General features: G+C 67.1%; 14 protein-coding genes. 6 read left to right on the forward strand and 8 right to left on the reverse strand.

The window, feature by feature from the left end; all coding sequences use genetic code 11:
• Positions 1–41: 41 nt before the first annotated feature.
• Positions 42–764 carry a VIT1/CCC1 transporter family protein gene (locus ACRARE_RS08505; protein ID WP_432656002.1) on the reverse strand — a complete coding sequence of 241 codons (723 nt, stop codon included), beginning with the start codon at positions 762–764 and terminating at the stop codon, positions 42–44.
• 133 nt (positions 765–897) lie between these two features.
• On the opposite strand from ACRARE_RS08505, the gene ACRARE_RS08510 reads away from it, so the two are divergent.
• Positions 898–1,821 (forward strand): hydrogen peroxide-inducible genes activator, encoded by a 924-nt coding sequence (locus tag ACRARE_RS08510; protein WP_432656003.1) that lies wholly within the window; start codon positions 898–900, stop codon positions 1,819–1,821.
• An 89-nt stretch (positions 1,822–1,910) separates the two neighbouring features.
• On the opposite strand, the gene ACRARE_RS08515 is transcribed toward ACRARE_RS08510, so the two are convergent.
• Positions 1,911–2,453, reverse strand: a complete 543-nt coding sequence (locus ACRARE_RS08515; RefSeq protein WP_432656004.1) for a peroxiredoxin — start codon at positions 2,451–2,453, stop codon at positions 1,911–1,913.
• 264 nt (positions 2,454–2,717) lie between these two features.
• On the opposite strand from ACRARE_RS08515, the gene lipA reads away from it, so the two are divergent.
• A complete protein-coding gene (gene lipA, locus ACRARE_RS08520) occupies positions 2,718–3,668 on the forward strand; it encodes a lipoyl synthase (RefSeq protein ID WP_432656005.1) in 951 nt (316 codons plus the stop codon).
• Between the two features lie 164 nt (positions 3,669–3,832).
• On the opposite strand, the gene ACRARE_RS08525 is transcribed toward lipA, so the two are convergent.
• The 3 genes from ACRARE_RS08525 to hpt all read right to left on the reverse strand — a co-directional run bounded on the left by ACRARE_RS08525 (position 3,833) and on the right by hpt (position 5,558).
• Positions 3,833–4,723 carry a c-type cytochrome gene (locus ACRARE_RS08525; RefSeq protein ID WP_432656006.1) on the reverse strand — a complete coding sequence of 297 codons (891 nt, stop codon included), beginning with the start codon at positions 4,721–4,723 and terminating at the stop codon, positions 3,833–3,835.
• Positions 4,724–4,852: 129 nt separating this feature from the next.
• A complete protein-coding gene (locus ACRARE_RS08530; RefSeq protein WP_432656007.1) occupies positions 4,853–5,035 on the reverse strand; it encodes a hypothetical protein in 183 nt (60 codons plus the stop codon).
• A gap of 10 nt (positions 5,036–5,045) precedes the next feature.
• Entirely contained in the window at positions 5,046–5,558 is a 513-nt protein-coding gene (hpt, locus tag ACRARE_RS08535; protein WP_432656244.1) for a hypoxanthine phosphoribosyltransferase, read from the reverse strand.
• Between the two features lie 113 nt (positions 5,559–5,671).
• Here hpt and ACRARE_RS08540 point away from each other — a divergent pair, with 113 nt between their 5' ends.
• The gene (locus ACRARE_RS08540) at positions 5,672–6,118 is read left to right on the forward strand and encodes a type II toxin-antitoxin system RatA family toxin (protein ID WP_432656008.1); all 447 of its coding nucleotides are present in this window, start codon (positions 5,672–5,674) and stop codon (positions 6,116–6,118) included.
• Here the strand turns inward: ACRARE_RS08540 and ACRARE_RS08545 are convergent.
• From ACRARE_RS08545 to ACRARE_RS08555, 3 genes are read right to left on the reverse strand one after another with little or no spacing between them, the layout of a single operon-like run.
• On the reverse strand, positions 6,109–6,594 hold the full coding sequence (locus tag ACRARE_RS08545) for a CinA family protein (RefSeq protein ID WP_432656009.1): 486 nt from the start codon (positions 6,592–6,594) through the stop codon (positions 6,109–6,111). The genes ACRARE_RS08540 and ACRARE_RS08545 overlap by 10 nt on opposite strands.
• Positions 6,591–7,088: a phosphatidylglycerophosphatase A family protein gene (locus ACRARE_RS08550; protein ID WP_432656010.1), complete on the reverse strand. Its 498-nt coding sequence runs from the start codon at positions 7,086–7,088 to the stop codon at positions 6,591–6,593. Before ACRARE_RS08550 ends, ACRARE_RS08545 begins: the two co-directional genes overlap by 4 nt.
• A gap of 14 nt (positions 7,089–7,102) precedes the next feature.
• On the reverse strand, positions 7,103–8,230 hold the full coding sequence (locus tag ACRARE_RS08555) for a bifunctional 2-C-methyl-D-erythritol 4-phosphate cytidylyltransferase/2-C-methyl-D-erythritol 2,4-cyclodiphosphate synthase (RefSeq protein WP_432656011.1): 1,128 nt from the start codon (positions 8,228–8,230) through the stop codon (positions 7,103–7,105).
• 217 nt (positions 8,231–8,447) lie between these two features.
• On the opposite strand from ACRARE_RS08555, the gene dusB reads away from it, so the two are divergent.
• Genes dusB through ACRARE_RS08570 form a run of 3 tightly spaced genes read left to right on the forward strand, consistent with a single transcriptional unit; the run spans position 8,448 to position 11,958 of the window.
• Positions 8,448–9,452 carry a tRNA dihydrouridine synthase DusB gene (gene dusB / locus ACRARE_RS08560; protein WP_432656012.1) on the forward strand — a complete coding sequence of 335 codons (1,005 nt, stop codon included), beginning with the start codon at positions 8,448–8,450 and terminating at the stop codon, positions 9,450–9,452.
• The gene (locus ACRARE_RS08565; protein ID WP_432656013.1) at positions 9,449–10,585 is read left to right on the forward strand and encodes a two-component system sensor histidine kinase NtrB; all 1,137 of its coding nucleotides are present in this window, start codon (positions 9,449–9,451) and stop codon (positions 10,583–10,585) included. Before dusB ends, ACRARE_RS08565 begins: the two co-directional genes overlap by 4 nt.
• On the forward strand, positions 10,585–11,958 hold the full coding sequence (locus ACRARE_RS08570) for a response regulator (RefSeq protein ID WP_432656014.1): 1,374 nt from the start codon (positions 10,585–10,587) through the stop codon (positions 11,956–11,958). The genes ACRARE_RS08565 and ACRARE_RS08570 overlap by 1 nt, the downstream gene beginning before the upstream one ends.
• The last annotated feature ends 93 nt before the right edge of the window (positions 11,959–12,051 follow it).

A 12,051-nucleotide genomic window follows, 5' to 3' on the forward strand; every position in this document is an offset into this window, starting at 1 on the left:
TGTCCCGATAAGGGAAACAACTGCCCCCCAAGATCCGTGCCTCAGCCGACGACGATCCCCACCACATAGGCCACCACGGCGCAGACGCTGCCTACGGCCAGGGTCTCGAAAAGGCTGCGCATCAGCCGCTCTCCGGTCGCGCTCCAGCGCAGCAGGCCCAGGGCGACGAGGGCCGCCAGCGAGGTGCAGATCGAGCCCAGGAAGGTCCCCGGGGTCGCCGGATAGAGGAAATAGGGCACCAGCGGCGCGGCGCCGAAAAGGATGAAGCTGGTGAAGGTGAACAGGCCGTTCACCGCCGGGCTTTCCTCGGCGGGGTCGTGCATTCCGAACTCGTAGGTCATCATCAGATCGGCCATGATCGGCGGGTGGTTGATCATGATCTCTGCCGCCGCATGGGCCTCGACCGGATTCAGCCCGCGCTGGCACAGGATCACCTCCAGCTCGGCGCGTTCCTGCTGCGGGTTCTCGGCGATCTCGCGCAGCTCCATCTCGCGGCGCGCGTGATACAGGTCATGCTGGGCCCGGCCCGACAGGAACTCGCCCAGGCCCATCGACACGCCATCGGCAAAGAGGTTGGCCAGCCCGAAGATCAGCACTGCCATACCGCCGATCTGCGCGACCCCTTCGGCCTGCGCCCCGGCGAACCCCGCGACGATGGCAAAGGTGGTGACGATACCGTCATTGCCGCCGTAAACGATCTGGCGCAGAAACTCCTGTGCCCGCCCCAATTGGTGTGCCTCGCGCCTGTGCTGGGCCCAATCCATCGCCGTTCTCCCGCTGTCTGTCACCCCTCGGGGATAGCCCCGCCCGGCCCCGGGGCAAAGCGCGAACGACTCGCAGGGGGCAAGGACATAATGAAAACTGGCGCTATCTACCCGCGCACGGTAATCCTGCCTTATGAACATCACCCTGCGCCAGCTGACCTATTTCCGCTCTCTCGCCCGGCACCGCAACTTTGGCCGCGCCGCCGAGGCGGTGCATGTGTCGCAGCCCGCCCTGTCGGTGCAGATCCGCGAGATGGAGCAGAGTCTGGGCGCCCGCGTGGTGGAACGCGGCGGGCGCGAGATCGAGCTGACCCCCTTTGGCCGCCTGGTGCTGAGCCAGGCCGACCGCATCATGACCGAGGTGCAGGTGTTGCACGACCTGGCGCGCTGGAACGGCGGGTTGGCGGGGGAATTGCGCCTGGGGCTGATCGCCACCATCGCCCCCTATCTGCTGCCCGCCGCCCTGGCGGCGATCCGGGCCGAGGACATCGGCCTGTCGGTGCAGGTGCAGGAAGGCAAGACCGCCCGCCTGCTGGAGGATTTGCGCGCCGCCCGGCTGGATGCCGCGGTGATCGCGCTGCCCTATGACGAGGTGCCGGGGCTGGTGGCCGAACCCCTGTTCGAGGACCGTTTCCTGCTGGCCGGAACCGAGGCGCGGCTGGCGGCCCTGGGCGAGGGGCACGAGGCGCTGCGCCCCGATCACATCGGCCCGGCGCAGCTGCTGCTGCTGGAGGATGGCCACTGTCTGACCGATCAGGCGCTGGAGGTCTGCGGCCGGGGCCGGGGTCACGCGCAGATCAACATGGGCGCGGCCTCTCTCGCCACGCTGTCGCGGCTGGTGGCGGCGGGCTTCGGCCTGACCCTTCTGCCGGAACTGGCGGTGGAACGCGAAGGGGCGGGGCTTAGCCTGCGCCGTTTCTCAAGCCCGGAACCCTTCCGCCAGGTGGCGCTGGTGCGCCGCGCCTCCTCGCCCGATGACGGCTGGTTCCGCGCCCTGGCGGGGATCCTGTCGGGCGTGGGCAACCGGCTGACCCGCGAATTGCGCACCCGGATCTGACGCGCGGCGCCGCACAAGGGTAGGGGCCAAAGCAAAAGGGCGCGGTTGCCCGCGCCCTTGAGGTCGTCACCGATGGGCCGTTGTCCGGATCAGGCGGCGGCCTTCTTCTCTTCGAGGTACTTCATCAGCGTCTCGGGCGAGCTTTCGCCATAGGGATCTTCGCCGTGGTTGTCGCAGATGCCGGGCTCTTCGAACCAGGCCTCGACGACACCGTCCTTGACGATGGCGGCATAGCGCCAGGAGCGCAGGCCGAAGCCCAGGTTGTCCTTCTGCACCAGCATCCCGGCGCGGCGGGTGAACTCACCCGAGCCATCGGGGATCACCTTCACGTTCTCGATGCCCTGGGCCTTGGCCCACTGGTTCATCACGAAGCTGTCGTTGACCGACATGCAGTAGATCTCGTCGATGCCCAGTTCCTTGAACTTGTCGAAATTGTTTTCGAAGCCGGGCAGCTGGTAGGTGGAACAGGTCGGGGTGAAGGCACCGGGCAGCGAGAACAGGATCACGCGCTTGCCGGCGAAATAGTCGGCGGTGGTCATGTCCTGCCAGCGGAAGGGGTTCGGGCCGCCGACGCTTTCGTCGCGGACACGGGTGCGGAAGGTCACGTCGGGGAGCTTGGAGCCAGGTTGCATGGCAACATCCTTCATTCTTCATTGTGTCAAAGTCACGGATTCCCCGGTGGTCTAGAATGGTTCCAAACCCTCTGCAAGGCAGTTTCCGCGCTGCGGCGAAATACCTTGTGGAAACGCTCGGGTATGGTCCCGGGCTGCGAAATTTCCGGGCAGGGGGGCCGCAGGCAGCGCCCCTTGCGCCCCGCGCAACCGGGCCATGCACCTCTGGTTCTTCCCTAAGCTGTAGGATATGCTACCTCCCAGCCCGGAGAAGGAGCCAAACCCATGCGCGATCTAAAGATCCCCGAGCAGCGCCACCCCGAAAAGGCGCATCGCCCGGACAATGCCCAGCCGAAAAAGCCGGACTGGATCCGCGTCAAGGCGCCGACCTCGAAGGAATATATGGAGACGAAAAAGATCATGCGGGAAAACCGCCTGGTCACTGTCTGCGAAGAGGCGGGCTGCCCCAATGCCGGCGAATGCTGGAGCCAGGGCCACGCCACCATGATGATCATGGGCGAGATCTGCACCCGCGGCTGCACCTTCTGCAACATTGCCACCGGCCGCCCCGATGCGCTGGACGTCTTCGAGCCGGGCCGGGTCGCCCATGCGGTGGAAAAGCTGGGGCTGAACCACGTCGTGATCACCTCGGTCGACCGCGATGACCTGGAAGACGGTGGCGCCGATCACTTCGCCCAGACCATCCGCGCCATCCGCCACCGCTCGCCCGGGACCACGATCGAGATCCTGACCCCCGATTTCCTGAAATGCGCCCCCGAGGTGCTGGAGGTGGTGGTCGAGGCGAAACCCGACGTATTCAACCACAACCTGGAAACCGTGCCCGGCCTCTATCAAGAGGTCCGCCCGGGCGCGCGCTATTTCCACTCGCTGCGCCTGCTGCAACGGGTAAAGGAACTGGACCCGACGATCTTCACCAAGTCGGGGATCATGGTCGGCCTGGGCGAAGAACGCCCGCAGGTCTTGCAGGTGATGGACGACATGCGCGCCGCCGACATCGACTTCATGACCATCGGCCAGTACCTGCAACCGACGCCGAAACACCATGCGGTGGCGAAATTCGTCACCCCGGACGAGTTCAAATCCTACGAAAAGGCCGCCTACAACAAGGGCTTCCTGATGGTCTCGGCGACGCCGCTGACCCGCTCGTCCTACCATGCGGGCGACGATTTCGCCCGCCTGCGCGCCGCGCGGCTGAAGAAACTCGGCCTGGCCTGACGCCCCGCCACGAACACCCAAAGGAAAGGGTCGGCCCCGGCGCCGACCCTTTCTTTATTTGTTGGCCAGAAATATCCCGGGGGCTGGGCCGCGTCCCGGACATCGTCCGGTGGACGATTTCAGCGGCGAAGGGGCGGAGCCCCGGAATGCCGCCCCCTGGCGCCTCACTCCACCGCGGGCACCGAGGTCAGGTAGCGCGCGATGGCCAGCCGGTCGTCGTCCGACAGCTGGCTGGTATTGGCCACCACATCCGCCATCTCGCCGCCAACCACGTCGAAGTCGGGGGTAAAGCCCGAGGCCAGGTATTCCGCGATCTCCTCTTCCGACCAGCCCAGGCCCCCGGGGGTGATGTTGGGAATGCTTCCCTGGCCCGAGGGGTTCGGGGCGCCGCCCAGCCAGCGGTCGCGGTCCATTCCGCCCAGGGCATTGCGCGGCGTGTGGCATTCGGCGCAATGGCCAAGCGCCTCGACCAGGTAGCGGCCCCGCGCCAGCGGGTCGCTGTCGACCACCTCCATCTGATAGTCTTCGCGGAAGAACAACAGCTTCCATCCGCCCAGGCTGCGGCGGATGTTGAAGGGAAAGCCCACCTCGTGGTCCCGGCTGGGGGTATCGGCGGCGGGCAGGGTCTGCATATAGGCGTAAAGGTCGACCACATCCTGGGGCCGCGCCTTCACGTAAGAGGTATAGGGGAAGGCCGGGTAGTAATGCTGCCCGGCGGGCGAGGTGCCCTTCATCATCGCATTGGCCAGATCCAGCTCGGTCCAGCTGCCCAGGCCCGCGCCCTCGTCCGGGGTGATATTGGGGGCGTAGAAAGTGCCGAACTGGGTCTCGAAGGCCCGGCCCCCGACCAGCAACAACTTGTCCTCGCCCTCGGCGCCCGGGGCCGAATGGCAGGACGCGCAGCCGCCCGCGTGGAAGACCGCCGCACCGCGGGTGGCGTCACCGGTCAGCCCGGCGAACTCCTCGGGATCCACATGGTCGGGCGCGGTCAGCCACCAGCCGGCCCCCGCGGCCACGGCGGCCAGAAGAACGATCGAGGTCAGGGCTTTGGGCATGGCTGGCGTCCTGTCGCAGAGGGCGGGCCGCAGCCCTTCGGGCAAAGCGTGACCGGGGGGCGACAAACTGGCAAGCGGGATTCGCTGACGATCCCGTGAGCCGCGAGGCTTCGCCGGTCCGCCGCGCCCCTAGCGCAGGGCGCCGCCGCCGCGCACATGCTCGGGCACCAGCCAGTCGGGGAAACCGAACAGCTGCTCCAGCCCCCAGATCGCCAGACACAGCGCCACCACGACCAGCACCAGCACCACCCGCTTTTCCGAGGGCGGATTGCGCGCCCAGCGGACGGCGCGCAGAAGCCAGGTGTAATTCACCGCCCGCCGCTCAATCGGTGAACCGCACCTTGCCGATACAGGGCAGGTTGCGGTTGCATTGCGCATAGTCGATGCCATAGCCCACGACGAATTCATCGGGGATCTCGAAGCCGGTCCAATCGGCCTTGAAGTTCACCTCGCGGCGCGACGGTTTGTCCAGCAGGGCAACGGTCTTCAGCTGTTTGGGGTGGCGCGATTTCAGCAGGTGGATCACATGGCTGAGCGTATAACCCGTATCCACGATATCCTCGACCACCAGCACGTTGCGGCCCTCGATCTCGCCGCGCAGGTCCTTCAGGATCCGCACCTCGCGCGAACTTTCGGTGGAATTGCCGTAAGACGAGGCTTCGATGAAATCGACCTCGACATCGCGGTCGGACAACTCCCGCACCAGATCGGCGATGAACACGAAAGAGCCGCGCAGCAGCCCCACCACCACCAGCCGTTCATCCTTGGGGAAGGTGGCGCGAATCTCGCGGCACAATTCCTCGATCCGGGCGGCGATGGCCTTTGCGGAAATCATTTCGTCGATGACATATGGACGCGACACGGTCTTCCCCCTTGAATGTCCCGCCCTAGTGTAAGACAGGAAACGACCAGTAAAAACCCGAACCGTGCCGCAATCGCCGGGAAGATATGCCGACCCATTCCGAGACCCGCAAACTGCCCTATACCGCCCAACAGATGTACGATCTGGTGGCCGATGTGGGATCCTATCCGAAATTCCTGCCCTGGTGCGCCGCCGCGCGCATCCGCGCCGTGACGCCCCAGGGCGATCATTCGGTGATGGAGGCCGACCTTGTGATCTCTTTCAAGGTCTTCCGCGAACGCTTTGGCAGCCGCGTCGTTCTGTGGCCCGAGGCGATGAAGATCGACACCGAGTATCTGGACGGGCCGTTCCGCTACATGAAATCCAACTGGGCCTTCCGCGACGCCGAGGATGGCGGCTGCGAGGTGGATTTCTTCGTTGATTTCGAATTCAAGAACGCCGTGTTGCAAGGCATCATCGGCGTGGTCTTCAACGAGGCGATGCAGCGCATCGTGCGCGCCTTTGAGCGCCGCGCGGCCGAGCTTTACGGCTGAAGCCCCCGCAGGGAGGCCAAAAGCATCTCCAGCCCATGGACCACCGCCGCCCTGCGCACCGCGTCGCGGCCAATGGCGCCAAAGTCCACCGTTTCCGTGCGGGTATAGACCGGGCCCGAGACGGCAAAGCAGACCCGCCCCTCGGGCGCGCCGTCCGCCGGGCCGGGGCCTGCCACGCCGGTGGTGGCCACCGCCAGATCGCAGCCCAGATGCGACCAGGCGCCCTCGGCCATTTCCTGCGCCACCTCTTCCGAGACCACGCCGTACTCGGCCAGGGTTCGGGCCGAAACGCCCAGGATCTTGCGCTTCACCGCCTGTGAATAGCTGACCACCCCGCCTTCGACCACGTCGGAGCAGCCCGGGATATCGGTCAGCGCCCCGGCGATCAGCCCGCCGGTGCAGCTTTCCGCGGTGGCCAGCTTCAGCCCCGCCGCGCGGCAGGCCTCGATGACCTCGCGGGCCAGATCCGCGCTCATGCCATCAGCACCAGGTGCGAGAAGGCGGCCAGGGCGATCACCAGCAGCGCGGTGAAGACCCCCGCGATCAGGTCATCCAGCATCACGCCCAAGGCGTCGTTGCGCCGGTCTGCCCGGCCCACAAGCCAGGGTTTCCAGATGTCGAACAGACGGAAGCCCAGGAAGGCCGCGACCCAGCCCGGCCAAAGCGCGGTCAGGGGCGCGCCCACATGGGCGGCGCCGATCGAGACCGGCAGGAAGGCCACCCAGATGCCGATAACCTCGTCCACCACGATCTCCGAGGGGTCGTGATCGGTCTTGCCGGCGGTTTCCACTTTCACCGCCCAGAGGCCCGCGAACCAGACAAAGACCAGCGCCGCGATCAGCAGGGCCGGGCCGCCCAGCAGGTGCAGCGCCCAGGCCAGCAGCAGCCCCGCCGCGCTGCCCCAGGTGCCAGAGGCGGGTTTCAGATGGCCGGTGCCAGCGACGGTGGCGATCATGTGCGAAAGGGTCATGGGGCAGGGCTCCTTCAGGCCTGGATCAGGCAGGCGGTGGCAAGGGCGGCGATCCCTTCCTTGCGGCCGGTGAACCCCAGCCGTTCCGAGGTCGTCGCCTTGATCGAGATGCGCGCCGGATCCAGCCCGGTGATCTCGGCCATGCGGGCCTGCATCGCCGCCGCATGGGGGCCGACCTTGGGCGCCTCGCAAACCAGGGTGCAGTCGATATTCGAGATGGCAAAGCCGCGCGCGGCGGCCAGTTTCACCGCGTGCTCCAGGAAGATATGGCTGGCGGCGCCCTTCCACTGGGGATCGCTGGGCGGGAAATGGCGGCCGATGTCGCCCTCGGCCAGGGCGCCATAGATCGCGTCGGTCACCGCGTGCATCCCCACATCGGCGTCGGAATGCCCCAGCAGGGCGGCGTCATGGGGGATCTTCACCCCGCACAGCCAGACATGATCGCCGGGGGTGAAGGCGTGCACGTCGTACCCATTGCCCAGTCGAATATCCATCGTCCCTCTCAGAATGCGTTCGGCCCGGGCGAAATCGCCGGGGTGGGTGATTTTCAGGTTGTCCTCTGCCCCGGGGGTGATGGCAACCCCGATCCCGGCGGCCCGGGCCACCTCGACGTCGTCCGCGGCCCCGCCCGGATGGGCCGCATGGGCGGCCAGAAGCGGGCCCAGGCGGAAGCCCTGCGGGGTCTGCGCCCGGAAAAGGCCGTCGCGCGGCGCGGTGCCGGTGACGAGGCCTGCGTCGCCGCGCCACAGGGCGTCGGTGACGGGCAGACCGGGGGCGGCGGCCTCGGCGCCCGCCTCCAGCGCGGCGATGACATCGGTGATGACCGCCTGCGGGACGCAGGGGCGCGCGACGTCATGGATCAGCACATTGGCGACCTCTGCCGGGTCCAGCGCGGCCAGCCCGGCGCGCACCGAGGCGTCGCGGGTGGCACCGCCCGCCACGCGGATCACCCCCTCGGGCAGGGGGGCGTCCATATCCTCGGGGTGCAGCACCACCACGATGGGCGACAGGCCCGCCCGGGCGATGGCCGCCAGGGTCCAGTCGGCGACGCGCCGCCCGGCCAGCGGCTGCCATTGCTTCGGCAGGTCGCCCCCGGCGCGGGTGCCGCGCCCGGCGGCGACGATGATTGCGGCAGTGCCCATCCCGCGCTCCTTCTCTGGCAGGGCCCGTGACAGGTCCGATTTGACCCGTTCTGGCCCGCAGGCATAGGCTTTGGCCGCGCCGGGGGCAATGGGGCGCCCGGAAGGCGCCGCCGAAAAAATAGGCATGTGACGCCCCGGTCAGGGTATATTTCGGCGTGATTTGTTGTTTGCCCGCCGGTTCTGGTCTAACGCATAAGCTGTTGCTCAAGGTTTAGGCATGTCTGTCTCCGCACTCTTTGACAAGGATCATCCCCCGGTTTGCCTGGCCCCGCTGGCCGGGATCACCGATCGTCCGTTCCGCGACCTGGTGGCACGGCTCGGGGCGGATCTGGTCGTGTCCGAGATGGTGGCGAGCCAGGAAATGGTCCAGGCCAAGCCCGGTACCCGCGAACGGGCCGAGCTTGGCTTTGGCGCCGCCGCCACCTCTGTGCAGCTGGCCGGCCGCGATACCTACTGGATCGGCGAAGCGGCGCGGATGATCGAAGGGCAGGGCGCCCGGATCATCGACATCAACATGGGCTGCCCCGCCAAGAAGGTGGTGGGCGGCCTGTCGGGCTCGGCCCTGATGCGCGATCTGGATCACGCGCTGACCCTGATCGAGGCGGTGGCCGAGGCCGTCGCCACGCCGGTGACGCTGAAGATGCGCCTGGGCTGGGATGACGAAACGATCAACGCCCCCGAGCTGGCGCGCCGCGCCGAAGGGGCCGGGGTGCGGATGGTCGTGGTCCATGGGCGTACCCGCTGTCAGTTCTACAAGGGTCAGGCCGACTGGGCCGCAATCCGCGCGGTCAAGGACGCCGTCCGCATTCCCGTGGTGGCCAATGGTGATATCACCGACGCCGACAGCGCCCGCCGCGCCCTGCGCCTGTCGGGCGCCGATGGCGTGATGGTGGGCCGCGGCGCACAGGGCCGCCCCTGGCTGCTGGCGCAGCTGCGCGACGTGCTGGCCGGGCGCGACCCACGCCCCGCGCCCGGGGCCGCTGCCTTCATCGACATGGTCTCCGCCCATTACGAGGCGGGCCTCACCTTCTACGGCATCGACCTTGGCCGCCGGGTGCTGCGCAAGCACCTGGGCTGGTACATGGACGAGGCCCGCACCCCCGCCGATCTGCGCGGCCGCCTGCTGCGCGAGGGCGACCCCGCCCAGGTTCTTTCCCTTCTGCCCGAGGCCCTGGCCGAGGGTCCCTGTTCCCAGGCCCAACCGGAGGTACGCGCCGCATGAATACGCGGTCCAACCCGTTCGAATCCGAAGACCTTGCCGAGGTCATCGCCGAGGTGGAGGAGACCACCGTCTGGGCCTCGCTGCCCGTGCCCGCCCTGCTGCTGGATCCCGAGGATGCGATCATCTCGATCAACCCCGCCGCCGAAGGGTTCCTGAACACCTCGGCCAAGTCGATCCGGGGCCAGAAGGTCTGGGAAAAGGTGCTGATCGACAGCCCGCTGGAAGAGGCCTTTCAGCGCGCCCGCGCCACCGCCTCGCCGCTGTTTGTCAACGACGTCGACGTGGGCACCGGCGAACGCGCGCCGCTGCATTGCAACCTTCAGATCTCGCCCTTGAACGACCGCACCGGCTTCATGCTGTTCCTGATCAGCCCGCGCGAACTGGCGGGGCGCATGACCCAGGACCACAGCGTGAAATCGGCGGCCAAGTCGGCCATCGGCATGGCCGAGATGCTGGCCCATGAGATCAAGAACCCCCTGGCTGGCATCACCGGCGCGGCGCAGCTGCTGTCGATGAACCTCTCCAAGGAAGACATGGAGCTGACCGACCTGATCGTGGCCGAAAGCCGCCGCATCGTGAAGCTGCTGGAGCAGGTCGAGCAATTCGGCAACCTGACCATGCCCGATCTGAAGCCAGTGAACCTGCACGATGTGCTGGACCGCGCCCGGCGCTCGGCCCTGCTGGGGTTCGGCGCCAACATGAAGATCGTCGAGGAATACGACCCCTCGCTGCCCCAGGCCTATGGCGACCCCGACCAGCTGTTGCAGGTGATCCTGAACCTGCTGAAGAACGCCGCCCAAGCGGCGGGCCCCGAGGGCGGGCGGATCCGCCTGCACACCTATTTCGAACATTCCTTCCGCCTGCGCCGCGCCGACGGCAAGGGCAAGAGTCTGCCCCTTCAGATCGAGATCGAGGATGATGGCCCCGGCCTGCCGGATGACATCGCCGGCGACATCTTCGATCCCTTCGTCTCGGGGCGGGAAAACGGCACGGGGCTTGGCCTCGCGCTGGTCAGCAAGATCATCTCGGACCATGAGGGCTGGATCTCCGTCACCTCTGTTCCGGGCAAGACGGTGTTCCGCATTTCTCTGCCGCGGGCACCCAAGGAAGTCCTCGAGAAGGAGACTAAGTGATGGATGGCACGGTTCTGGTTGCGGATGACGACCGCACGATCCGCACGGTTCTGACCCAGGCGCTGACGCGCGCGGGCTGCAAGGTGCACGCAACCTCGTCGCTGACCACGCTGATGCGATGGGTCGCCGAGGGCAAGGGCGACGTGGTGATCTCGGACGTGATGATGCCGGACGGCAATGGCCTCGAGATGCTGCCCAAGATCGCCCAGGACCGGCCCGGCCTGCCGGTCATCGTGATCTCGGCGCAGAACACGATCATGACGGCCATCCAGGCGGCCGAGGCCGAGGCCTATGATTATCTGCCCAAGCCCTTCGACCTGCCGGATCTGATGAAACGCACCGCCCGGGCGCTGGAACAGCGCCAGCGGATGCCCGCCAAGGGCGCGGTGGAAGAGACCAAGGATCGCCCCGACGAATTGCCCCTGGTCGGGCGCACCCCCTCGATGCAGGCGCTGTACCGGCTGGTGGCGCGGGTGATGAATACCGATCTGCCGGTGCTGATCGCGGGCGAAAGCGGGACGGGCAAGTCCCTGATCGCCAAGGCCATTCACGATTTCAGCGACCGCCGCAACCTGCCCTTTGTCGCCGTCTCTGCCTCGGATCTGCAAGACCTGGAGGGCCCGGCGCGGATCCTGGCGCGGGCCAAGGGCGGCACCGTCCTGTTTGACGAGATCGCCGATATCGACGGCGAGGTGCAGGCCCGCATCGTGCGCATGATGGACGGGCCCACCGACACGCTGCCGCGTTTCATGGCCACCTCGCAGACCGATCTGAACCGCGCCATGGAAGAGGGGCGCCTGCGCCAGGACCTGTTCTATCGCCTGACCGGCGCCACCATCAACGTGCCCGCCCTGCGCGAACGCGTCGATGACATCCCGCTGTTGGTGGAACATTTCCTGCAACGGGCCGAGCGCGAGGGCGCCATGCGCCGCTACCTGGCCGAGGACGCGCTGGAGATGATGCGCACCTACTCCTGGCCCGGCAACGTGCGCCAACTGGAAAACGCCATCCGCCGCCTGGTGCTGACCGCGCGCACCGACGAGATCAGCCGCACCGAGGTGGAATCGGTGCTGGGCAACCAGCCCGAGACCGAGCCGCTTCTGGGCGGGCAGGGCGAGAACGAGAAACTGTCGGGATCGGTGGCGCGCCACCTGCGGCGCTATTTCGACCTGCACGGCAACATGCTGCCGCCGCCGGGTCTGTACGCGCGGATCCTGAAAGAGGTCGAGCTGCCGCTGATCGAAATCGCGCTGGAGGCCACCGGCGGAAACCAGGCGAAATGCGCCGACCTGCTTGGCATCAACCGCAATACCCTGCGCAAGAAGATCACCGATCTGGATATTCGCGTGACACGCCGCCGGAAGTTGATGTAAAAACGCCACAGAACCGTGGCCGACGGGGGACATCCCCCGTCAGAGCCACAAGATATAGCGTTGGTGCCTGAAGGCACTACATCTGGGCGGGAG

The organism is Pseudooceanicola aquaeponti (assembly GCF_050897975.1).
In the GTDB taxonomy this organism is placed as follows: domain Bacteria; phylum Pseudomonadota; class Alphaproteobacteria; order Rhodobacterales; family Rhodobacteraceae; genus Pseudooceanicola.

What these genes read in the sequence shown, in the direction of transcription:
- ACRARE_RS08550 (WP_432656010.1), bottom strand. Translation starts at nt 7,088, where the DNA reads ATGACCCTTTCGCACATGATCGCCACCGTCGCTGGCACCGGCCATCTG.
- ACRARE_RS08505 (WP_432656002.1), bottom strand. Translation starts at nt 764, where the DNA reads ATGGATTGGGCCCAGCACAGGCGCGAGGCACACCAATTGGGGCGGGCA.
- hpt (WP_432656244.1), bottom strand. Translation starts at nt 5,558, where the DNA reads ATGATTTCCGCAAAGGCCATCGCCGCCCGGATCGAGGAATTGTGCCGC.
- ACRARE_RS08565 (WP_432656013.1), top strand. Translation starts at nt 9,449, where the DNA reads ATGAATACGCGGTCCAACCCGTTCGAATCCGAAGACCTTGCCGAGGTC.
- ACRARE_RS08515 (WP_432656004.1), bottom strand. Translation starts at nt 2,453, where the DNA reads ATGCAACCTGGCTCCAAGCTCCCCGACGTGACCTTCCGCACCCGTGTC.
- lipA (WP_432656005.1), top strand. Translation starts at nt 2,718, where the DNA reads ATGCGCGATCTAAAGATCCCCGAGCAGCGCCACCCCGAAAAGGCGCAT.
- ACRARE_RS08525 (WP_432656006.1), bottom strand. Translation starts at nt 4,723, where the DNA reads ATGCCCAAAGCCCTGACCTCGATCGTTCTTCTGGCCGCCGTGGCCGCG.
- ACRARE_RS08540 (WP_432656008.1), top strand. Translation starts at nt 5,672, where the DNA reads ATGCCGACCCATTCCGAGACCCGCAAACTGCCCTATACCGCCCAACAG.
- ACRARE_RS08510 (WP_432656003.1), top strand. Translation starts at nt 898, where the DNA reads ATGAACATCACCCTGCGCCAGCTGACCTATTTCCGCTCTCTCGCCCGG.
- ACRARE_RS08570 (WP_432656014.1), top strand. Translation starts at nt 10,585, where the DNA reads ATGGATGGCACGGTTCTGGTTGCGGATGACGACCGCACGATCCGCACG.
- ACRARE_RS08555 (WP_432656011.1), bottom strand. Translation starts at nt 8,230, where the DNA reads ATGGGCACTGCCGCAATCATCGTCGCCGCCGGGCGCGGCACCCGCGCC.
- dusB (WP_432656012.1), top strand. Translation starts at nt 8,448, where the DNA reads ATGTCTGTCTCCGCACTCTTTGACAAGGATCATCCCCCGGTTTGCCTG.
- ACRARE_RS08545 (WP_432656009.1), bottom strand. Translation starts at nt 6,594, where the DNA reads ATGAGCGCGGATCTGGCCCGCGAGGTCATCGAGGCCTGCCGCGCGGCG.